This window comes from Planctomyces sp. SH-PL62, assembly GCF_001610895.1.
Taxonomy (GTDB): domain Bacteria; phylum Planctomycetota; class Planctomycetia; order Isosphaerales; family Isosphaeraceae; genus Paludisphaera.
Map to the genome: position 1 here is coordinate 6,478,304 of NZ_CP011273.1, position 21,095 is coordinate 6,499,398.

Below are 21,095 nucleotides of genomic sequence, written 5' to 3' on the forward strand. Positions count from 1 at the left end.
ATGACGATCCGGTTCGGGGACGAGATCGGGAGGCTGAGCTTGCCGGGGGTCGGCAGGGCGCGGGCGGCGTTCGTCGCGAGGGGAGGGGTCGGGGCGGTGCTGGCGGAACTGGAGGAGCGAGCGGCCGACGGCGGGTTTCGGACGGTCGCGGTCCGGTATGATCGGCTCCCGCGGCTGACCTCGCTGATCGACGACGTGCTGGGGCGGCTGGCCGACCTGGCGCTGGCGACGTGGCCCGAATGGTGCGGCGAGGGCGCGTCGGCCCCCTGGCGGAAGGCGGCGGGGCGGCTCTGCGGGCTCGGGCGTCGGCCCCTGCCCCGGGGGTTCACCGCGACGGCCGCGGCGCGGGAGCTGGCCCTGGCGATCGACGCGGCCCCCCTGCTCTTCGCCCTGGCGACCGACGACGAGGCCCCGCCCCCCGGCGCGCTGCTGGGGCTGGCGAGGGCCGCCGAGTGGCTCGCCCAGGCCCCTGCCCGGGTCCTGGTCGTCGTCCCCGAGGGGCTCGCGGCCTCCGACGAGCTGGACCCCGTCGCCTTCGACGCGACGCATCTCGGGATCGACGCGCCAGATGATCTGGATGTGTCTCCGGCCCCCGCTGCGACGGTCCGCGCGTCGCCGCTTATCGGCTTCCCCAACCCGTCGAGCGGGGGCGAGATGCGGCTCGCCGAGCGGCTGGGACGGGATCCCGAGCTGGCCGGGCTGTTCCGGTTCAACGTCCACGTGGAGACGACGCGCGGGACGAGGCCGATCGTCGACCTGGCGTGGGAGGCGGGCAAGGTGGTCGTCGAGGTCGACGGCTACTACTTCCACAGCGACATCCGGGCGTTCTCCAACGACCGCCGCCGCGACTATGAGCTGACCATCAGCGGGTTCCTGGTGCTCCGCCTGCCCGAGGCCGAGGTCGTCGAGGACGTCGCCCTCGCCGTCGAGAAGATCCGCGACGTGGTCGCGCTCCGACGGTCGGCGACGCATGCTGATGAAGGGGGACGATGATGGATCTGGAGCCGAAGCCGATCGAGGCCCTCATCCTCTGGCGGCTGGCCGCCACCGGGGGCGAGGGCTGGCTGAAGGATCTCACGAAGCCCAAGCTCGACGCCGACAAGCGGAAGCGGCTGGAGGCGGCGAAGCTGATCGAATCGGCCATGAAGAAGCCGCCGACGGGCCGCGCCTGCCTGCACGTCGCGCTGACCGACAAGGGTTGGGGGTGGCTGGGGGGCCACCTCGACGCCGACCTGAACGCCTCGACGCCCGCCGGGACCGAGGTCCTCCGGCTGATCCTGCTGCGGCTCAAGGGCTTCCTGGAACGTCGCGAGCTGTCGATCGGCGAGTTGCTCGCCGACGCCCCCGCCCCGCCCGCCGACGGCGACGCCGCCGCGCTGGCGACGGCGGCGTACTACGCGATCTCCGGCGGCCGGCCCAACGTCCGGGTCCGCCTCGCCGACGTCCGCCGCCGCCTCCCCGCCCTCTCCCGCGCCGCGCTGGACCGGGCGCTGCTGGAACTCCAGACGAGGGGCGAGGCGACGCTATACCGCCTCGACGACCCGCGCGAGATCGGGCCGGACGACCGCGAAGCCGTCTTCCGCACGCCGTCCGGCGAGGAACGGCACATCGTCTATCTCGGGGGCCGGGGCTCATGAAGACGCTGGACGTGCTGCGATCGGTGGACTTCGACTGGGCCGTGCGACTCAACGACGTCTGGGGCCGCCCCGAGTCCGACGTGCCCGAGCTGCACGCCAACCTCCGCGCCGCCTTCGCCCGCAAGCTCGACGACATGGAGCGGGCCCGGGGGACGGGCTCGCCGCTGGGCTGGGCCGTGGTCGGCGCCGGGGGGGCGGGCAAGACGCACCTGCTCGGCGCCTTCCGTCGCGAAGCGGCGAGGCGCAAGCATCCGTTCATCATGGTCGACCTGACCGACGTGCGGAACTTCTGGGCGAGCGTCCTCCAGGGCTACGTCCACTCGCTCCAGAAGCAGATCGAGGGGGGCGTCCCGCAGCACCGCTGGGTGCTCGGCAACATCATCGAGAAGCTCGGCCCCAGCAAGCCCGTGGCGAAGATCCTCCAGACCCTCGCCGACCGCAAGAGCACCGACCTCCGCGGCGACGTGAACAAGGTGCTGAAGGCCATGAATCAGGTCTGGCCCGAACAGACCATGAAATATCAGAACGTCATCCGCGCCCTCATCTGCATGAATTCGGATGACTTCACGATCTCGAACCTCGGCCAGACGTGGCTGCAAGGCCAGGCCCTGGAGCCGGAGGACCGGCGCGACCTGGGCTTCACCGCCGAGGCCGAGCCGGCGCGGATCATCATCGAGGCGCTCTCGTGGTTCCTGAGCCTGAGCGGCCCCGCCGTGCTCGCCTTCGACCAGCTCGACCCGATCGTCACCCAGCTCCACTATCGCCGGCAGGGGGGCGCGCTGACCGAGGAGCAGGCCACCGCCGAGGCCATCACCGCCGACATCGGCGGCGGCCTGGGCGCCCTCCGCGACGTGACCCGATCCACGCTCACCCTCGTCTCGTGCCTGGAGACGACCTGGGAATTCCTGACCGGCACGGTGCTCCGGGCCTCGCTCGACCGCTTCGAGGAGCCGTTCCGCCTCTCCCCGACGAGGTCCGCCGACGTCGCCCGCGCCCTCGTCCGAGGCCGCCTCGACCCGGCGTTCCGGGACGCCGCCTTCGCTCCCTCCTACCCGACCTATCCGTTCCGGCCCGAGGCCTTCGAGGCCCTGAAGGGAGACAGCCCGCGCGAGGTCCTGAAGCGCTGCCACGCCCATATCCAGCGATGCCTGGCCGCCGGCGCGATCGTGGAGGCGGAGATCCTCGTCCCGGCGGCAGCGATCGAGGGGGGATCGAACGGCAAGTCCGAGCACGACCCCCACCCGCTCGACCAGGAATTCGAAGCCCTTCGCGAACGGGCGGAGCCGAAGTGGATCCTGGAGGAGAAGCACGACGACGAGCGGCTGGCGCCGCTGATCCGGTCGGGGCTGGCCTGCCTGGTCCACGAAGGGCCGGAGACGCCCGACGTGCACGCGACGGTCGAGGTCGAGTTCACCGGGGGGGCGAAGACGGCGCCGCTGCACGCCCGGCTGCGGCGGATCTTCCACAACGAGCAGGATCGCGAGGAGCACTACTGCGTCCGGGCGATCCAGCACTCCAACGCGCGAGCGTATCAGAATCAGTTGACGTCGGCCCTGGACACCTCGGGGATCGACCGTCGCCTGAATTTCCGACGCCTCGCCGTCGTCCGGTCGATCCCCGTCCCCGGCGGCGCCAAGACGGCCGAGATGACCGCCCGATTCGCCTCGCTGGGGGGCGTCTTCGTCGAGCCTTCCGAGGACGAGCTGCGGACGCTCCACGCCCTTGATGCGCTGAAGCGTCGCAACGACGCCGGTTTCGACGCCTGGCTCAAGGCCCGCCGTCCGGCCTCGCAACTGGCCCTCCTGCGGGGGATCATGGGGGACGGTTTCGCCGCGGACGTCCCGCCCCCGGCGTCGGTCCAGCCTCCGACCCGCTCGACGAACGGGGACGGCGTGAAGAAGGTCGACGATGTCGCGGTCGCGCCGGTCGATCTCGAGACTCCGAAGAGCCCGGTGGTCACGCCGCCGTCATCCGCGACGATCCCGCTGGGGCGTCGCTCGACGGGCTCGGTGCTCGGCGAGCCGTTCGGGTTGCCGGTCAAGTCGCTGGAGAAGCATACGTTGGTGATCGCCGGTGCGGGGTCGGGGAAGACGGTGTTCCTCAAGCGGCTGGTGGAGGAGGCGGCGCTGGCGGGGGTGCCGTCCATCGTCGTCGACTGCGCCAACGACCTGGCGGCCCTCGACGAGCGCTGGGAGACGGCCCCGGCGGGCTGGACCGACGAGGACCGTCGCAAGGCGGACGCTTATCACGTCTCGGGCCGCGTGGTGGTCTGGACGCCCAACCGGGCCGACGGGAACCCGCTCTGGTTCGAGCCCCTCCCCGACCTGGCCGCGCTGGCCGACGACCGCGAGGAGCTGGACGACGCGGTCCAGTGCGTCGTCGAGTCGCTCGGTCCGATCGTGGCGAAAGGGAAGAGCCAGGCGTCCGGATACAAGCTCGGCGTGCTCGCCGAAGTCCTGCGCTACCTGGCGAAGCGAGGCGGCGGCGGCCGGATGCCGGAACTGATCGAGGTGCTGAAGGATCTCCCGCCGGAAGCCGGCACGGGGATCAGCACAGAGCCTAAGCTCGCCGTTCAGATGGCTGACGCGCTGCTCGCCGAGATGGCGACCGACCCGCTCATGAGGACGGGGGGGACCCCGTTCGACCCCGCCCTGCTGTTCGGCCCGACGAGCCCGGACGCCCCCGCGCGGGTCTCGGTCGTCAGCCTGATCGGCCTGGCGACCCTGGAGTCGCAGCGACGGTTCCTCAACCAACTGGCGATGACCCTCTTCGCCTGGATCAAGCGGAATCCCGACCCCGGCGGCCGTCCGCTCCGGGGCTTGCTCGTCATCGACGAGGCCAAGGACTTCATCCCGTCCGGCCGCAGCTCCTCCTGCGGCGAGAGCCTGCTCCGCCTGGGCGCCCAGGCGCGGAAGTACCACCTCGGCCTGGTCTTCGCCACCCAAAACCCGAAGGACGTGAACCCCAAGCTGGTCGGCAACTGCTCGACCCACGTCTACGGCAAGCTGAACGCCAACGCGTCCGTCGAGGCCGTCCGCGACATGATCCGCATGAAGGGGGGCCAGGGCGACGACGTGGCGAACCTCCCCGCCGGCCGGTTCTACGTCCACAACGCCGACGTCGACCTTCGCGCCCCGCTCAAGATCCAGGCCCCCTACTCCCTCTCCCGACACCCGGCCAACCCGCTGGAGGAAGCGGCGATCGTCGCCAAGGCCAGGGCCTCGCGAACCCCCTGAGATCCATGCCCGGCGCCATGTCCGATCGTCCCGATTGATGGGGCGAGGGGTTCTTGGAATTTCTCAAGTCCGGGCTTCATTCCGCCGATCCAGGTTGGACAGGTTCGGGTGCGATTACGCCGAAGGAATCGGCTGTAGGACCGTGGGTGCGGTTCCTGGGGATTCGTCCCGAGCACGTCCGGAGCCCGGAGGGCGAGGAAAGTCATGTCGCACGAGGAACTTGCGGGCGACCAGACCCGCAACGCCAAGCGTCGCAAGGTCGAATTCCGGACCACGCTCGAGGACCTGGAAGGGCGGCTGCTGCTGTCGGCCGTCCGTCAGGTCCGGCCCCGACAGGCCGCGGCGCTGATCCGGCATCAACCCCAGGGAAACGCCGCCCGGCTCAGGGCCCAGGTCCAGCCGAGGAACCTGGCCGCCGCCCGCGCCCAGCTCCCCAACCGGTTCGCCGGCATGAACGCCCTCCGCATGCGGAACCCGGCCTTCCGAATCAACATCTCGCCGACGATCAACGTCTCGCCCACCATCAACGTCGGCGGGCCGACCGCCAACCCCGTCGTCAACACGACCGCCAACCCCGTCGTGCATTACCCGACCACGCCGACCCCGACCCCGACCCCGACCACCCCGCCGGCCGGACAGGTCGCCCCGACGCCGACCCCGACACCCACGCCCACGCCGACCCCGACTCCGACGCCCACCCCGGCGAAGCCCACGCCGAACCGGCCCGGCAACATCGGCTCGTGGACCGACGTCACCAGGCCCGGAGGCCAGACGCCCAAGCCGGCCCCCACTCCGACCCCGACGCCCACCCCGACCCCGACGCCCAAGCCGACGCCCACTCCGACCCCGACCCCCACTCCGACCCCGACGCCCAAGCCGACGCCCACTCCGACCCCGACCCCCACTCCGACCCCGACGCCCACGCCGACCCCCACCACCCCGTCGAAGCCCGCGCCGACGTTCCCGGACGGGACGATCCTGCGGAACGAGCAGACGGGCGAGCTGGGGTATTACAGCAAGGGGGCCAGGCGGCTGATCTCGCCGCCGGTCGCGGCCAAGATGGGCCTGACGACCGAGCAGACCAAGGCGGTGACGGCCGAGGACTTCAAGGCGGTGCCGAAGGGGCCCGACTACTTCCCGGACGGCATGTTCGTCCGCAATGAGCAGTCGGGCGAGATCAGCCGGTACGCCGACGGCGCCTTCCACGTCGTCTCGACGCCGATCTCGACCTTCCTGGGGATCGGCGTGGAGGACGTCGCCACCATCAGCTCCGCGCAGTACGGCGGGGTGCCCAAGGGGAGCGACTACTTCCCCGAGAACACCCTGATCCAGAACCAGCAGACCGGCGAAGTGGACCTCTATCGGGGAGGCGAGCGGCACTGGATCTCGGTGCCGGTGTCGACCCGGATGAACCTCCAGGCGAGCCAGATCGTGGTCATCAGCCCGACCCAGTTCAACGCCGTCCCGCAGGGCAAGGACTACTTCCCGGACGGGGTCTACCTCCAGAACCAGGAGACCGGCGAGATCGCCCGGTACGCCGACGGCAAGCGGAACGTCGTCACGTCCCCCATCGCGTCGCGGCTCGGCCTGACGGCCGGCGACCTGATCGCGGTGTCGGCCGGGCAGTACAACGCCGTCGCCAAGGGGGCGGACTACTTCATCGAGGGCATGTTCCTGAAGAACAACCAGACCGGCGAGCTGGCCAACTTCGCCGGCGGCCAGCGCCACTGGGTGTCGGCGCCCGTCGCCGCCCAGATCAACCTGACCGAGGCGATGATCACCACGATCGGCGCCGACCAGTTCAACGCCGTCCCCCGCGGCGGCGACTACACGCCCCCGCCGCCGGTCGCCCTCGACCCGGTGCTCTCCGCCCAGGCCTGACCCGAAGCCGAAGGACCCGCGATCCCACGACGGCCGTCCCGACCCCGGGGCGGCCGTCGCCGTTGGGAGGGCGAGTCGGAGTCGTCGCGGCATCCCGGAAGGAGCCGCCGCCTCTTAATATTAATAGTAGGAAGCCGCCCTTCGAGGCTTGAACGGGGGTTCGCGGAGCACGCTCGAATCGGTCCCGCCGCAAGGGACGCGGGATGAGGACGCTCCTCGCTTAACACCACCTCAAGGGGGTGGGGAGACGGCGATCGGGGTGCCACGGATTCGCGGAACCCGTGGCACCCGAGAGTCTTCCGCCGGAATTCGGTGGGGTTCGGTGAGGAGTCTCGGGATGAGGCGAGGCCGCGTCTCCGACCTTTCGCCGGCTCGCGTGTGGCGACCGCGAAACGCGACCCCCGGGCGCATTGCCGCGAGCCGCGGGCGGACTTAGGATAAAGAGGGATGACGCGTGATCAGGCGAAAATCGCCGGGTTCTCCGTCACGAATCGCTCGATTGGCCGAATCATGTCGTGGCGGCTGCATGCGCCCCGACGAAGGCGGCGGCGGTCGACGGGACGGGCGTTACTCAAATCCCCCAGCCTATTTATCCACCCGGTCGGTCGTCGCGGTTCTGGCCAGCGGAGCGTGCGGGCATGTTCGACAAGGTCCGGGACATCCTGGCGAGCTGGACGGCACGGGCCGGGGTCCCTTCGTCGGGGAGGCCGGCGAGGTCGCTGACGGCCGGGCTGGTCAGCCTGTCGATCCACGCGCTGGTCCTGGTGAGCCTGGCCTTCGCCGGCCATCACGTCGAGCAATCGGCCTCGACCGGGTTCACGTCGGAGGTCGTCGACGCCCCCCTGCGCGGGCTCGATCCGCTGACGACCGACTCGACGCTCCAGGACCTGGACCAGGGCGAGGACGAGCCGGTGATGGAGGCCTCGGGGTCGTTCGCCCCGATCCTGGCGGCGCGCAACACGGCCGCGCCGGCCTCGGCGGGCCCGTCGCCGAGCCTGGTCGACGACGCCCTGGCGATGGACTTCGGCCGTCGCGACGTCGAGCGCGTGATCGACGCGATCGCCCCCACGGCGACGACCCTGGGCGAGTCGTTCGCGATCGAGGGGGACGGCGCCGAGCACGTCGAGGGGGTCGAGGGGGCGGTCGACCGGGTGGCCATGGAGGTCCTCCGCCGGCTGGAGCGGGGCCGGACGCTCGTGGTCTGGGCGTTCGACGCCTCGCGCAGCCTGGAGGCCGAGCGCAAGCGGCTGAGCAAGCACATCGAGACCATCTACGGCCACATCGCCCAGCTCGACCAGGATCGGCTGTCGGCCGACGGCGGGCTCCTCTCGGCGGTCGTCGCCTTCGGCCAGTCTCGCAAGGCCATGACCCCCAAGCCGACCGACGAGGTCGTCGCGATCCGCCAGGCCATCGAGGCGATCCCGGCCGACGATTCCGGGATCGAGTCGACCTTCGGGACCGTCGCCGGGATCGTCGACAAGTACGGCAAGTTCCAAAGCCCCGACGGCGAGGACTACCGCCTGATGGTCATCGTCGTGACCGACGAGGTCGGCGACGATCAAGACCGGCTCGAATCGACGATCGAGGCCGCCCGCAAGCGCGAGGTCCCGATCTACGTCCTGGGCTCGCAGGCCCTCTTCGGCCGCTCCGACCGCAGGATGGACTACTACGACCCCCGCACCAAGTTCCTGCACAAGGACCTGAAGGTCGACGCCGGCCCCGAGAGCGCCATGATCGAGCAGATCCGCCTGCCGTTCTGGTACGGCGGCCCCCAGTACGACGAGCTGGAGTCCGGCTTCGGCCCCTACGCCCTCAGCCGCCTCGCCAGCGCCACCGGGGGGATCTACTTCGTCTCCCGGCTCGACGGGGCCCGGATGGGCTTCGACGCCTCCCTCATGAAGGAATACCGCCCGGACTGGGTCCCCCGCCGCCAGTACGAGGCCGAGATCGCCCGGTCCCCGTTGCGGCAGGCCGTCGTGAACGCCTCGCTCATCACCCAGCAGAACCTGCCGGGGATGCCCACCTTGCAGTTCCCCTCGATGGACGCCCCCGAGTTCAAGGACGTCCTCCAGAACAATCAGGTCGTCGCCGAGCGGACCGCCTACACCGTCGACGAGGCCCTGGCCCCCGTCACCGCCGCCGCCAAGCGTCGCGATCGCGAGACCTCCCGACGCTGGCAGGCCCACTACGACCTGATCCGCGGCCGGCTCCTCGCCATGAAGGTCCGCTGCTACGAATACAACTGGGCCTGCGCCCGGCTCGTCAAGGACCCCCCCCGGTTCCAGGACCCCAAGTCCAACGCCTGGCGGCTCGTCCCCGACGCCGAGATCCGCTACAGCGACAAGGCCGCCGCCGCCGGCAAGGAGGCCGAAGCCCTCCTGAAGCGGGTCGTCGACGAACACCCCAACACCCCCTGGGCCCTCCTGGCCGACCGCGAGCTGAAGAACCCCCTCGGCTTCAAATGGGTCGAAGCCTACGTCCCGCCGCCCCCCCCTCCCGGCGACGACTCCGCCGCCCCCCGCCGCAAGATGAGGGCCATGCCCGAAGCCAAGCCCCCCGAGCCTCCCAAGCTCTGACCCGCCGGAGCGGCCATCGCGGAGCCGAGATCCGGCGCGGCGATCGAACCGTGGAGGATCAAGTCGCGCCCCCTGCCCCGGGAGGTCGACGGGCGGCCGTTCGGCTGCGACGACGCTGCGGGACGGGCTCTCCGCACGAAGCGGATGAGTTTGACCTGTTTGGTTTTGAGTCCGGTCCGATCGGCCAATATTCGGCCCCGGCGGGCGAATACACGGTCGCATGAGACCGAGTCGAATCGAGCAGGGAGCGGGAGGCGTCATGTACCAGGTATTCCTCATCTGTCTGACGTTCGGCGGTACGATCCTCCTCCTGCGCCTCGCTCTGTCGTTGCTGGGGCTGGGGTTCGATGGCCTGGGCGGCGGCGACGGGGACTTCGGGGACGCCGACGCCGACGTGGGGACGGACGACGGTTCCGCCGACGAGGGTCACGGGCATCATTCCTCGCTGGGGAGGTTGTTCACCTTTCAGGCGATCGTCTCGTTCCTCGCCTTTTTCGGGGTCGGCGGCCTGGCGGCGCTGGAGTTCCATCTGCATCCGGCGGTCGCGTCGTCGGTCGGCGTGGCGACCGGCCTCGTCGCGGTCTTCCTGCTGGGGGCCGTGCTGGGGGCGCTTCGCAAGCTCAACACCGACGGAACCGTGCGGATCTCCAGGGCGGTCGGCCTTGAGGGGAAGGTCTACCTCCGCATCCCCGGAGAGGGGGAAGGCGAGGGGAAGATCGCGCTGCCGATCCAGGGCCGGATCGTCGAGATGCTGGCCCGCACCCCCGGCCCCGGCCTTCGCGCCGGCGACCCGGTCGTCGTCAGTCGGATCATCGACGAGGACAGGCACATCGTCGAGGTCGTCATACCTCGGCGCTACACGGCCAAGCCGGCCTCGTTCGCCGAGTAATCGAAACCACCGCTGGAGGGCCTCCACATGATGTCTCCGTCCATCCCGATGCTGCTAGCCCAGGGGGTCTCGATCCCGGCGGAAGGGTTCTGGCCCGTGGTCGGCGCCGCGTTGTTCGCCGTGGCGACCTTCGGCGTCCTGACCACCGCCCTGCGATGCTACAAACGGTGCCCGTCGAACAGGGTCCTGGTGAAGTGGGGCGTGGGGACCGGGGCCAGGTCGGCGACCTGCGTCCACGGCGGCGGGACGATCGTCTTCCCCGTCTTCCAGGACTACGACTACCTCTCGCTGGAGCCGATCCAGATCGAGATCCCGCTTCGCGGGGCGCTCTCGTTCGAGAACATCCGGGTGAACGTGCCGAGCGTCTTCACCGTGGCGATCGGCACCGATCCCGAGGTCATGCAGAACGCGGCGATCCGGCTGCTGAACCTGACCCGCGATCAGGTGAGCACGCAGGCGTCCGACCTCATCTTCGGCCAGCTCCGCCAGGTGATCGCGTCGATGGCGATCGACGAGATCAACCGCGACCGCGAGAAGTTCCTGGAGAACATCCAGAACTCGATGGAGCACGAGCTTCGCAAGATCGGCCTGGTGCTGATCAACGTCAACATCACCGACCTGACCGACGACTCGGGCTACATCGAGGCGATCGGCCGCAAGGCCGCCAGCACCGCCATCAACCAGGCCGAGATCGACGTCGCCGAGCAGCAGAAGTACGGCTCGATCGGCGTCGCCAAGGCGAGGCAGCTCCAGGCCGTCGAGGTCGCCGACGCCGACAAGCTCCGCGAGATCGGCACCAAGGCGGCCGAGCGCGAGCGGGCCGTCCGGATCGCCGAGCTGCTGAAGGAGGAGAAGATCGGCGTCGACACGGCGGCCTTCGAGCAGCAGGCCAGCGTCAAGCTCGCCGAGCGCGCGATGCGGATCAAGCTGGCCGAGGCGGACGCGGAGGCGATCGGCGGCGAGAACGAGTCGAAGGCCAAGGTCGCCGCGTCGAACGCCGACCTCGCCGTCAGGCAGTCCGAGTCCTTCCAGATCGGCGAGACCAAGAAGCGCGAGGCCGAGGCGGCCGTCGAGGAAGCCGCGTACCGCGCCCAGACCAAGGCCGCGCTCGCCCAGGCCGACAAGGTCGAGGCCGAGCAGCGGGCCCAGCTGGAGGCGGTGGCCAAGGCTCGCAAGGCCCAGACGATCGTCGAGGCGGAGGCCGTCGCCGAGCGCCGGCGGATCGAGGCCGAGGGCGAAGCCAAGGCCGTGTTCGCCAAGCTCGAAGCCGAGGCCCGCGGCAATTACGAGATCCTCGCCAGGAAGGCCGAAGGGCTCCGGGAGATCGTCTCCGCGTGCGGAGGGGCGCAGGACGCCTTTCAGCTCCTCATGCTCGAGCACATCGAGACGCTCTCCACGACCGCGGCGCAGGCGATCTCGAACATCAAGTTCGACAAGGTCATCGTCTGGGAGAACGGCGGCGGCGACGGGAAAGGCGCCACCGCCAACTTCCTCCAGAACATGGCGAAGACCCTGCCGCCCGTCCTCCAGATCATGGAGAACATCGGAGGGGTCAAGATGCCCGAATACTTCGGCAAGCTGGTCGAAGGCGCCGGCGCCGAGGCCGCGAGGGCCCACTCCCCCGCCTCGCCGGCCACGGCGTCGAACGGCGACGGAGTCGGCCGCTGAGGAACCGCCCCGGCAGGTCATGTCCCCGGACCTGCCGGGGACGGTCCGTCAGGTGCCCGCGAGGAGCCAGAGGTCGGCGAAGAGGCGGCCGGTTTCGCCCGGGGAGTCGTCCGGGCGGACGAGGAAGAAGCCCCGGCAGCGGTCGGCGCCGGGCTTCGGCTCGTTGCAGTAGAGCTTCCACTGGATGACGTGGGTGGCGTCGAGGGCGATCTCGCCGAGCATCACGGCGCCGGGGCCGAACAGGGGTCCGGTCCGCGCGTGGCGTCGGATTTCCAGGATGGCCGAGGCCAGCCGCTCGGGCGTCCCGAGGGCGTCGTAGCAGGAGTACGACGCCAGGTCGACGGTCACCTGAGGGAGGACGTCGCGCGTGACCGTCGGCATCCCCTTCGCGCCGTCGAACACCCGGTCGACCTCGACGGCGTGGGCCACGCGGCGGCGCGCCCCGGAAGCGTGCTCGGCGCGGGCCCGCTCGACGCCCCGCTGTCGGGCCGCCTCCCCGCGCCGAGGCTCTCGCCCGGGTCGTTCCCGCATCGCGAGACGCTCCGGTTCGTGCTGGTTCGCGGCCTCGCCGGGATCTATTTTCCCGAGCTTGCGTTTTGGGGAGTTTCGATTCGGCGGCCGGCGCACCATAATTGTAGATTGAGGGGGAGTGGCGCCGGTCGGGGAAGGCGGCGGGGACCGATCGGTCGAAGGCTCTTGGCTTCCGGGGGAGTCTCGCAAGATGGAACGTCGATTCTCGGCACCCTCCTCAGACGACCAGCCGTCGACCGAAAGTTCGGGCGTCGTCCGAGGGGCGACGATCGACCGGCGGACGGCCGAGCCGGTCCCCATCCCGTCCGACATGCAGAAGACCCTGGAGGTCGATTCGACCGAGCTGCCGTCCGCCGCCGAGCCGGTCGCGGCCCCGGCCCCCACCCCAACCGCCGAGCCCCGTCGGCCGAAGTTGCAGCCGAAGCGAAAGCGGCGGATCCGGCTGAAGCACATCCTGCCGGCCTGGAGCGTCTCCCTGATCGTCCACGTGATGATCTTCACGGCCCTGGGCGCGGCGACCTTCCAGGGGGCGGGCGAGATCCGGCCGATCGACTTCGATTCGGCCCTGGGAGGGGCCGACCGCCCCATCGAGGAACTGCCGCTCCTGGACGATCCGACCGACGACCGCCCCGACCGCATCCGGGACCAGATCGAGATCGTCCCCGGCCCGGCGACCGAGCCCCTCGCCGCCGACCAACGGCCCGACATCGGCAGCGTCCTCACCGGCGCCGGGGCGACCTCGGACACGCCCACCGTCCGGGCCTCGGGGCCGGCGAGGGGGGGGGCCGAGGGCCGCTTCCTGGCGCTCGAAGGGGTGAAGGGACGCGACCTCTCCTCCTTCAGCAACGTCCCCGCCGCGCTCGGGCTCGATCTCGCGGTCACCGGCCGTCCCGGCGGCGACCCCATATTCAACGTCTCGGAGATCGGCGAGGCGATGAATCAGCTCACCCGCGAGATCCTCCGCCACCTCCAGGACCACAAGCTCACCGTCGTCTGGCTGTTCGACGAATCGGCCAGCATGCGCGACGACCAGCGCGTCATCCTCGACAAGTTCGATCGCGTCACCACCGAGCTGGCCAAGGTCGTCGACTCGGATCCGAAGGCCTTCGGCGCGATCAACCACGCGATCCTCGGCTTCGGCAAGGGCCTGGACGTCATCCTGGAGAAGCCCTCGTCCGACCTCGAGGAGATCCGCCGGGCCATGAAGAAGCTCCCCGTGGACTCCTCGGGCGAGGAGATCACCATGAAGGCGGTCAGCGCCGCGGTGTCCAAATACTCCGGCCTCGTCTCGAAGGAACGCCGGCTCATCCTCGTGCTGGTCACCGACGAGTCGGGCGACGACGGCGAACTCGTCGAGCAGGCGCTCGAGGACCTTCGCAAGACCCGGACGGCCCTCTTCGTGATGGGCCGGTCGGCGATCTTCGGCTATCCGATCGCCCACCATCGCTACGTGGACCCCATCACCAAGGACGTCTATCGCCCGGCGATCCGTCGCGGCCCGGAGTCGGCCGACGTCGAGTCCTTCCAGTGGGACGGCCTCTACGGCCGCTGGGACGAGCAGCCCTCCGGCTTCGCCCCGTGGGAGCTGGCCCGGCTCACCAAGGAGTCGGGGGGGATCTACTTCATCCTCCCCTCCGAGGAGTTCCTGCGCGGAAGCCAGCGCGAGAAGACCTACTCCATCGCGGCCCTCAAGGAGTTCGTGCCCGAGTACGCCAGCCGCGAAGCCTACGTCCAGCGCCGGGCCGAGTCGGACCTCCGCCGCATCCTCTCCGGCCTCGTCGCCGAGACCCGCGAACTCCGCTACCGCCGCGAGTTCCCCATCGAGGCCCAGGGCCAGGCCTCCGCCGCCCTGGCGGAAATCCCCCAGGTGAGCGAACGGTTGACCGCCCTGGTCGACGTCCAGAAGCGGCTGGAGGCCCTCAAGAAGTACCGCGAGCGGGAGCCCGAGCGGCGCTGGCGGGCCCACTACGACCTGATGCTCGCCCAGACGGTCGTCTTCCAGATCAAGGCTTACGAATATCGCGCCCTGATGCAGCGGCTCGTCCGGGATCCCCAGAAGCCGACCAAGCAGCCGACGCCCGACGTCTCCATCGACTTCGTCGTCGACCATTCGTCCAAGCCCCTGGCCCCCGAGGCCGAGACCGCCAAGAAGTACGTCGAAGCCCGCCGCCTCCTCGACGACGTGGTCGCCGCCTACCCCAACACCCCCTGGGCCGACCTCGCCAAGGACACCCTCGCCCGCGGCTTCAGCGTCATCCTCAACCAGTGGGAGCACAGCCCCAAGTACAACGAGCGGTCCCAGTACGTCCCCAAGTACTGATGCGGATGTGAGGGATCGCGGGTCGCGAGGGGCGTCTCAGCGGGGATCGGCCGGGGGCGGGGGCGGGGCGGGCGCGATCTCGACCCGGGGGGCGGCCGGCTTGCGGTTCTCGCGGCGGTAGGCCCCGGACGTCGAGCCCACGGCCCGCCGGAAGGCGACGCTCAGAGACTCCGCGTGCGAGAACCCGGGCCGGCTCGCCACGTCCGGCAGCGGCAGGCGGACCGTCCGGTCCAGGATCTGGCGGGGCTTCGGCCTTCGCCGTCTCCCTGACGGGCCGCGTCGGCGAGAGCCGGACACCCCCGCCGACGCTCCCTACGTCGCGCCGCCGGGGCCGGGCGAGATGAAGCCCGCGCCCAAGGGGAAGCGACGTCCCCAGACGGGCGTCCCGCTCGGGCTCAATCCAGGTGCGCGTCCGGGCGAGGCCTCCTCGGCCCCGATCCTGGGCTGAGGAAGAAGGCCTCGCCGAACCTCGCCGGCCGCGCCCCGCCCGGTCACTCGTGGCCGAACAGGCGGTGGACCTTCGACTTCGGATGAGCGTGGGCGCCCTGGGGCGAGGGGACGGGCGTCTCCGGCGGGGCCTCCTGTTCGGGGGGCGCGTACTGCTGGGGGGGCTGAGGCGGGGCGGCCGGCGGCTGGATGGGCGTCAGCCCGGCCGTCGCGATCGTGGCGGTCCCCCCCATCGGCTGGGACTGCGGCGTCTGGAGCACGGTCTCCTGGACGGTGCGGACCCGGGTCCGGCCCAGTTGCACCATGCGTTCGCCGACCCGGGCGAGGGCCGCCGAGAAGATCCCCGGCCCTCGGATCTCGACCGAGCTCGTGGAGCTGGACGTCGGCACCGACACCGACACCGACGACCCGCCGAGCGCCATCCCGGTCCCGAAGGCCGCCGGCTGGGGGGGCGCCGGGGCCATCGGCATGGCGAAGGCCGGGGCCATGGGGGCCATCGGCATCGCGTAACCGGGGGCGGCCGGGGCCATCATCGGGGCCGCAGCGGGGAGGAAGAAGTTCCCCGCCGGGGCCGCGGCGGGCGGGGCCGCGACGGGCGGGGCCATCACCGGCACCATCATGTACTGCGGCGCAACGCCGGGCTGGGCCGGGGCGAAACCGGCCTGGGGAGGCGCGTAGTTCGGGTAAGCCGGGGCGTAGCTCGCGGGGGGGGCGGCGGCCGGAGGCGCGTAGGACGGCTGCGGCTTGGACGGGGCCGGGGGCGCCTGCTGCTGCGGCGACGCGTATCGCTCATTGAAGTGCGACCGCTCCACCGCCGGGTCGCTCCGTGACGGCGGGATCGGGGACGGGATCGACGAGGCCGACGCCCGCACCGTTCTCGAATTCGAGGCCTGCTGGCCGAGGCACGCGCCGGGGGCGACCAGCGCCGCCGCGAAACCCGTGCTCGCGACGAGGGACCACCCGAGGATCATCCGCTTCTGTCCGTCCATGAACAATGACTCCGTTAAGCGTCCTGACTCTGGGGGCCGGGTCAGCGGGCCAGCGACTTCGATCGAAATTCCCGAGCGTAGGAGGAGAAGAGCCGTTCCAGCCGCTCTTGCTGGGCCTGGCCGAGCGGGGCGGCGTGGCCCTGGGGACTCCGAAGGTCCAGTCCGGCGGCGAGCATCTCCGAGACGAGATGCTGGGTCAGCGGGGCGAAGATCCCCTGCGACCAGAACTGCCGCCAACTCGGGTCCGCCGGGACCACCCCGTCGAGCCTTCGCGTCATCTCGGCGCTGAGCTCGTCGAAATTCGTGTAGAGCGAGGCCCTCGCCGCGATCGCGTCGAAGACCCCGGCGGCCTGTTCCAGGGTGGATCGACCGGCGGCGGCGCCCGGCCCCTGCAACATCTGGTCGATGGCGGCGGTGGCGACCCCGGGGGCCCCCACCCCGACGGTCGAGGGGATCTCGCCCACCGTGACGACGACCTCGTCGACTTCCGAGATCCGCACCCCGTCCGCGTCCACCGACGCGACGACCAGGCCGAGCCGGTAGATCCCGGACGCCGTCGGCACGAAGGAGTAGTACCCCTCCTCCTGCGCCCCCTGCTCCATCTTCGGACCGGACAGCGGGATCCAGCGGTAGGCCAGCTCGCCGCGAGGCGTGCTGCGACCCCCGTTGACGGTGATCCGACGACCGACGAGCCCGATCTGGTCGTCGCCGGCGTCGGCCCGCAAGGGCGTGGTCGCGGTCGCGGTCGGCTTCGCGGTCGGCCTCGTCGTCCGAGGGCTCGGGATCGACGGCCGTAGCGGCACGGCCGCGGGCTCCGGGTGAGACGCGACGACTTCCGCTTCCATCTCGGGAGCGGGACGGAGCGGGGCGGGCAGGTCGAGCAGAGGCTCCTCGAAAGCCGGGGCAAGGCCCGTGGACCCCAGGCTCAAGGCCGCCGAGACGAGCATCGACACTCCAACGCGTCGGGCCGAGCGGCCCGGATGGCGGCCCTGAAACATGGCGATCCCCTCGATAACGTCTCTCCAGCCCGACCCCCCCGCCGATCGGGGTCGTCGCGGCGACTCATGGAGAGAAAATCGTCCGTATCGTCCGCAAACTTTCGGTAAACCGGCCGAGCCCAAGAAATCGGATTCCCGGAACAAGCGGAAGAAGCCGGAATCGACGTATGGTGTTCTCAGCCAAGTTTCGAGCACGGGGACGGGCGTCGGATACAGTTAGACAGAATCCCCGCCGCGAGCAGGGCCTCCCCACGGAGGGAGAGGACCGTCGCCCCTCGCGGCTCAGAACGTGGAGGTGCGCTATGCTGAGACGAATCTGCCTCACGCTCGTTTTGCCCCTGGCCGCGGCGGCCCTCGCGCCGTCCCCCTGTCTCGCGTTCGGCATCCACACGTACTACAGCAAGACGACCATCAAGACCGTCACCCACGGCCGTCCCCCGGCCGCCGCCCCGGCGCCCGCCGCCGCTCCGGCGTTCTTCGCTCCGGCGGCCCCCATGATGCAGATGGCGCCGATGGTCCAGATGGCTCCCGCCGTCCAGATGGCCCCCATGATGCAGATGGCGCCGATGGTCCAGATGGCTCCCGCCGTCCAGATGGCCCCCATGATGCAGATGGCGCCGATGGTCCAGATGGCCCCCATGGCTCCGGCCTACTACGCGCCGAGCTTCGCCCCGGCGGCCCCGCAGGGCGTACCGATCGCGCCCAACTACGCCCCCGCCGCCCCCCAATTCGCACCCCCGGCCCCGACCGCCCAGGCGTCGCCCCAGCGGTAAGGGTCGGGCCTGAAGCTGAACTCGGAACGCGTGGGGCGGGTGATTCCTCCTCACGCGTTTTTTTTTGGTCCGCGACGACTCCGACCGGCCTCATGCGTTAATATAGAGAACCTGGCTCATATGTTCGGCCTGGGTTGAATTCGACGGCCGCGAGCGGCCGACGTCGCCTCGATGAGATCCATTTCTGGAGATGCAGCATGAGAAGCATGTCGGCCTTGAGATCGGTCCCGGCCGTCCTGGGACTGGTGCTCGCCGTGGCGGTCGAAGCCGAGGCGGGGTGCCTCCACGGCTACTCCCGGTGCGCGTCGTGCTACGGCTACACGACGCCGGGAGTGGCCCCCGTCCCGGTCGGGGTGCCCGTCCCGGTCGGAATGCCCGTCCCGGTTCCGGCCGGGACGACCGCGCCGGTCGGCCCCCTCGGCGGCCCTCCCCCGCCCCCGGGTGCGATGGCTCCCGGCGTGCTGGTCTCCGGATCGGGCGCCATGTTCGCCCCGACGACCCTGCCGGCCGCCGGTCAGGCGAGCTATTCGCCGTACTACTACTACGGTTGGGCGGGTGGCATGATGGCCCCGGCGGCCCCGGCCCGTGCTTCGTTCCTTGAGGGCTATAGCGAGCTGGCCCCGATCCTGCCGGTGACGGCGGGAGCCCCGCTGTTCAACGGCCAGCTCTTCGGCTCGCACATCTTCCAGGTGCTAAGGCAGTTCGGCCAGGGGCTGGACAAGAAGGCCCTGTTCGAGATGGCGGTCCAGGCCTTCGTCAACGCCAGCGGCATCGCCCCGACCACCACCGAACGCGCGATCCTCGAGCGCATCGCCGGCCAGGTCCTGGGGAGCTTCGGCGGCGGCGGAGGGGGTCTGAACAACCAGCCCCAGCCGGGCGCCACGCTCCCGGCGACCGGCGGTCGCACCGTCGTGACCATCGAGATCCCCGCCGGCTCCAAGGTGACGATCGTCAACGCGGACGGCCAGGTCGTCGGCGGAGGCCAGGTCGAGACGCCCGCCGGAGACGGACAGAATCTGGAAAGCGTCCCGCCGCCGCCGCGAGCCCCCGCCGACGAGCCTTTGAAGACTCCCGAGCTGCCCGAACCCGCCCCGGAGGCCGAAGCCGCCCCGGCGACCGAAGCCGCTCCGGCGACCCAAGCGGACCCGGCGACCGAAGCGGCCGCGCGCCACCCGGGCTGAGTCCTGGTCGAACGCGACGATGCGTCGGGGATGGGGCCGAGACCCTCCCCGACGCATCTTTTTTTCCCGGCCTGGAGTTCGCCGTGATTATTCCGACCCGGGGGCCGGTTGCGTGGCGGGAGGCGTGGCGGCCGGGGCCGCCGAAGTTTGGGCCGGGGCCTGGCCGGGCGGGGGCGCCGGGCCGCTGAGCGGATCGGCACCGACCTCGCCGTCGGGAGGCACGGCCACGCCGCCCCCCCGCCCGCGTCGTGGTCGGCCTGGATGGAGACGGGGCCGGCCCCCGCGGGGGCCGCTTGCGGATACGGGATCGTCACGGTCACCGTGATCGCCCCATTCGCGGGGCCGACCGCGACCCCCCCAGGGGCCGAATAAGCCGCCTGCGCCGGAGATGCCGCCGCTGCCGCCGCGACGTCCACCATCGGGGCGAACCCGACCGACTCCGGCGTGGACGGGAAGGGGGGCTCGGGCGCCGGCGGGGTCGCACCGGCTCCTGGGGGCGGGGCCGACGTCGCCGGAGCCATGGCCGCGGCCGCCGCCATCGCCGCCGGGCTGTACAACCGCTTGACCCCTTCGACGTCATAGAAGCTCGGCTTCTTCACGTTCCCCAGCCCGATCACGTCCGTCGTGAGGTTGTAGTTGTGCTTGGTCCGGTAGAAGTCCTGCCAGACCTTCGGGATGGAGTACACGGGGAAGACCGGGCGGGAGAAGGCGTCGACCCGATTGGGGTCCACGCTTCCCGCCCTCGAGTCGTAGAGCATGATCGAGAAGAAATCGAACCCGGTGCCGAGGGTGGTGAATTCCTGGGTGGGCGTGGTGAACTGGGAAATCCAGGATGGCTGGATGTTCCGTTCGATGAGCGAGAGGTGCGCCGGCCGATCCGGCCGCGACTGCTCGTGGAAGTAGCCCAGGGCGTGGCCCAGCTCGTGCGCGATGTGAGATTCCGGGAAGCGGCTGGGGTCGAGCAGGTTCAGCCACTGGCCGCCGGGGATCATCCCGACGCTCGACGAGCCGGCGTCGCCGCCGACCAGCTTGACGTAAAGATAGTTGGGGTCTCCCGGCGTATACGGCCGGAACTTGACGGCCGTCGTCTGGTCCATCCAGAGTTTGGCGGCCGCCTCGAACCGCGGGCGGAACGGTTCATAGCTCGGGTCGATGTAATAGGGGATGACGCCGCCCGGCCAGAGGTTCTGCGCCCCGAGGATCGCGAGAGCCTGGGCCACCGGCCGGCTGGGATCGTCCTTGGGGGGCGGGGGGGCGTTCGGCGGCGCGGACGCCTGGGACGCCGCGACGAACTGGTCCAGGGCCTCGTCGGCCCCCTTCGTCATCGCCCCGCCCGGCGCGGCCGCCGTCGGCGACCGAAGCATGCGCCGGGCTTCCTCGAGCCGCCGCACGGCCCGCAGCAACCGCTCGGCCCCGGCCGAGGCCGTCGCCGGCGTGGCCAGTCGGGTCGCCTGCCTGGGCTGCTGGGCCAGCTCCCGCGACATCCGGACCACCGCCTCGCGAATCTCGGGGGGGAGGCCGAGGCGCTCCTTGTTCGGGCTCCTGTCGAACTCCTGGGCCGCCGCGATCGCGTCGTTCAGCATGGCGTTGCTGACGTCGTCGGTCGTGCCGATGATCATGTCCCCCTCGATGACGACGTACGGGCCGACCACGGCCGCCATCGTCTCGACGGGCTTGAATCGGGAATCCCAGGTGATCGTCACCGGGATGGTCGGGGCGGGGAGCCGCCCCCCCAGCATCGGAGCCAACGCCCCGCCCGTCGGCTGCGCGGGCGGCGGCGGAGGCTCCTGGGCGAGGCCCGTCCCGGGGACGACGAAAAAGCTGAGCGCCATCAGTGCGCCGGCCGTCGAGGCCGCGAGCGAGACGAGAAGGAAAGGACGTTTTCTCGCTTTCACGGTGCTTCTCCAGGCAAGGATCGGTTTTGAAGTGTCCCGGAAAAAGCCTATCGAAGCGTGCGTGGATTGCAAGA

14 protein-coding genes are annotated in these 21,095 nt (G+C 70.7%); 9 read left to right on the top strand and 5 right to left on the bottom strand.

The features are described from left to right. The 7 genes from VT85_RS25225 (at nt 1) to VT85_RS25255 (ending at nt 11,887) form a co-directional block, all read left to right on the top strand. On the top strand, nt 1-993 hold the full coding sequence (locus tag VT85_RS25225) for an endonuclease domain-containing protein (RefSeq protein ID WP_068421071.1): 993 nt from the start codon (nt 1-3) through the stop codon (nt 991-993). Beyond that, on the top strand, nt 990-1,637 hold the full coding sequence (locus tag VT85_RS25230) for a MarR family transcriptional regulator (protein WP_156513106.1): 648 nt from the start codon (nt 990-992) through the stop codon (nt 1,635-1,637). Before VT85_RS25225 ends, VT85_RS25230 begins: the two co-directional genes overlap by 4 nt. Next, nucleotides 1,634-4,873, top strand: a complete 3,240-nt coding sequence (locus tag VT85_RS25235; protein ID WP_068421074.1) for an ATP-binding protein — start codon at nt 1,634-1,636, stop codon at nt 4,871-4,873. The genes VT85_RS25230 and VT85_RS25235 overlap by 4 nt, the downstream gene beginning before the upstream one ends. Nucleotides 4,874-5,077: 204 nt before the next feature. Next, nucleotides 5,078-6,754: a hypothetical protein gene (locus VT85_RS28830; RefSeq protein WP_068421076.1), complete on the top strand. Its 1,677-nt coding sequence runs from the start codon at nt 5,078-5,080 to the stop codon at nt 6,752-6,754. A gap of 638 nt (nt 6,755-7,392) precedes the next feature. After that, nucleotides 7,393-9,330, top strand: a complete 1,938-nt coding sequence (locus tag VT85_RS25245; RefSeq protein WP_068421077.1) for a VWA domain-containing protein — start codon at nt 7,393-7,395, stop codon at nt 9,328-9,330. 259 nt (nt 9,331-9,589) lie between these two features. Then, nucleotides 9,590-10,219 carry a hypothetical protein gene (locus VT85_RS25250; RefSeq protein WP_068421078.1) on the top strand — a complete coding sequence of 210 codons (630 nt, stop codon included), beginning with the start codon at nt 9,590-9,592 and terminating at the stop codon, nt 10,217-10,219. A 27-nt stretch (nt 10,220-10,246) separates the two neighbouring features. Beyond that, nucleotides 10,247-11,887: a flotillin family protein gene (locus VT85_RS25255; RefSeq protein WP_197491004.1), complete on the top strand. Its 1,641-nt coding sequence runs from the start codon at nt 10,247-10,249 to the stop codon at nt 11,885-11,887. Nucleotides 11,888-11,935: 48 nt separating this feature from the next. On the opposite strand, the gene VT85_RS25260 is transcribed toward VT85_RS25255, so the two are convergent. Then, complete coding sequence (locus tag VT85_RS25260) at nt 11,936-12,418, bottom strand: hypothetical protein (protein ID WP_068421080.1); 483 nt, start codon at nt 12,416-12,418, stop codon at nt 11,936-11,938. 190 nt (nt 12,419-12,608) lie between these two features. Here VT85_RS25260 and VT85_RS25265 point away from each other — a divergent pair, with 190 nt between their 5' ends. Continuing rightward, nucleotides 12,609-14,738 (top strand): vWA domain-containing protein, encoded by a 2,130-nt coding sequence (locus VT85_RS25265; RefSeq protein ID WP_156513108.1) that lies wholly within the window; start codon nt 12,609-12,611, stop codon nt 14,736-14,738. Between the two features lie 36 nt (nt 14,739-14,774). Here the strand turns inward: VT85_RS25265 and VT85_RS25270 are convergent, their stop codons facing one another. The 3 genes from VT85_RS25270 to VT85_RS25280 form a co-directional block, all read right to left on the bottom strand. Continuing rightward, nucleotides 14,775-15,035, bottom strand: coding sequence for a hypothetical protein (locus tag VT85_RS25270; RefSeq protein WP_068421084.1), 261 nt, complete (start codon nt 15,033-15,035; stop codon nt 14,775-14,777). A gap of 194 nt (nt 15,036-15,229) precedes the next feature. Then, nucleotides 15,230-16,174, bottom strand: coding sequence for a hypothetical protein (locus tag VT85_RS25275; RefSeq protein WP_068421086.1), 945 nt, complete (start codon nt 16,172-16,174; stop codon nt 15,230-15,232). A 41-nt stretch (nt 16,175-16,215) separates the two neighbouring features. After that, the gene (locus VT85_RS25280) at nt 16,216-17,121 is read right to left on the bottom strand and encodes a hypothetical protein (RefSeq protein WP_068421087.1); all 906 of its coding nucleotides are present in this window, start codon (nt 17,119-17,121) and stop codon (nt 16,216-16,218) included. 353 nt (nt 17,122-17,474) lie between these two features. Between VT85_RS25280 and VT85_RS25285 the strand changes: the two genes are divergently transcribed. Then, nucleotides 17,475-17,945 (top strand): hypothetical protein, encoded by a 471-nt coding sequence (locus VT85_RS25285; RefSeq protein WP_068421090.1) that lies wholly within the window; start codon nt 17,475-17,477, stop codon nt 17,943-17,945. Nucleotides 17,946-18,549: 604 nt separating this feature from the next. Here VT85_RS25285 and VT85_RS25290 read toward each other — a convergent pair. Then, entirely contained in the window at nt 18,550-21,021 is a 2,472-nt protein-coding gene (locus tag VT85_RS25290; protein WP_068421096.1) for a M12 family metallopeptidase, read from the bottom strand. Between the last annotated feature and the right edge of the window lie 74 nt (nt 21,022-21,095).

What these genes read in the sequence shown, in the direction of transcription:
- VT85_RS25280 (WP_068421087.1), bottom strand. Translation starts at nt 17,121, where the DNA reads ATGCTCGTCTCGGCGGCCTTGAGCCTGGGGTCCACGGGCCTTGCCCCG.
- VT85_RS25250 (WP_068421078.1), top strand. Translation starts at nt 9,590, where the DNA reads ATGTACCAGGTATTCCTCATCTGTCTGACGTTCGGCGGTACGATCCTC.
- VT85_RS25275 (WP_068421086.1), bottom strand. Translation starts at nt 16,174, where the DNA reads ATGGACGGACAGAAGCGGATGATCCTCGGGTGGTCCCTCGTCGCGAGC.
- VT85_RS28830 (WP_068421076.1), top strand. Translation starts at nt 5,078, where the DNA reads ATGTCGCACGAGGAACTTGCGGGCGACCAGACCCGCAACGCCAAGCGT.
- VT85_RS25235 (WP_068421074.1), top strand. Translation starts at nt 1,634, where the DNA reads ATGAAGACGCTGGACGTGCTGCGATCGGTGGACTTCGACTGGGCCGTG.
- VT85_RS25225 (WP_068421071.1), top strand. Translation starts at nt 1, where the DNA reads ATGACGATCCGGTTCGGGGACGAGATCGGGAGGCTGAGCTTGCCGGGG.
- VT85_RS25285 (WP_068421090.1), top strand. Translation starts at nt 17,475, where the DNA reads ATGCTGAGACGAATCTGCCTCACGCTCGTTTTGCCCCTGGCCGCGGCG.
- VT85_RS25255 (WP_197491004.1), top strand. Translation starts at nt 10,247, where the DNA reads ATGATGTCTCCGTCCATCCCGATGCTGCTAGCCCAGGGGGTCTCGATC.
- VT85_RS25230 (WP_156513106.1), top strand. Translation starts at nt 990, where the DNA reads ATGATGGATCTGGAGCCGAAGCCGATCGAGGCCCTCATCCTCTGGCGG.
- VT85_RS25245 (WP_068421077.1), top strand. Translation starts at nt 7,393, where the DNA reads ATGTTCGACAAGGTCCGGGACATCCTGGCGAGCTGGACGGCACGGGCC.
- VT85_RS25265 (WP_156513108.1), top strand. Translation starts at nt 12,609, where the DNA reads ATGGAACGTCGATTCTCGGCACCCTCCTCAGACGACCAGCCGTCGACC.
- VT85_RS25260 (WP_068421080.1), bottom strand. Translation starts at nt 12,418, where the DNA reads ATGCGGGAACGACCCGGGCGAGAGCCTCGGCGCGGGGAGGCGGCCCGA.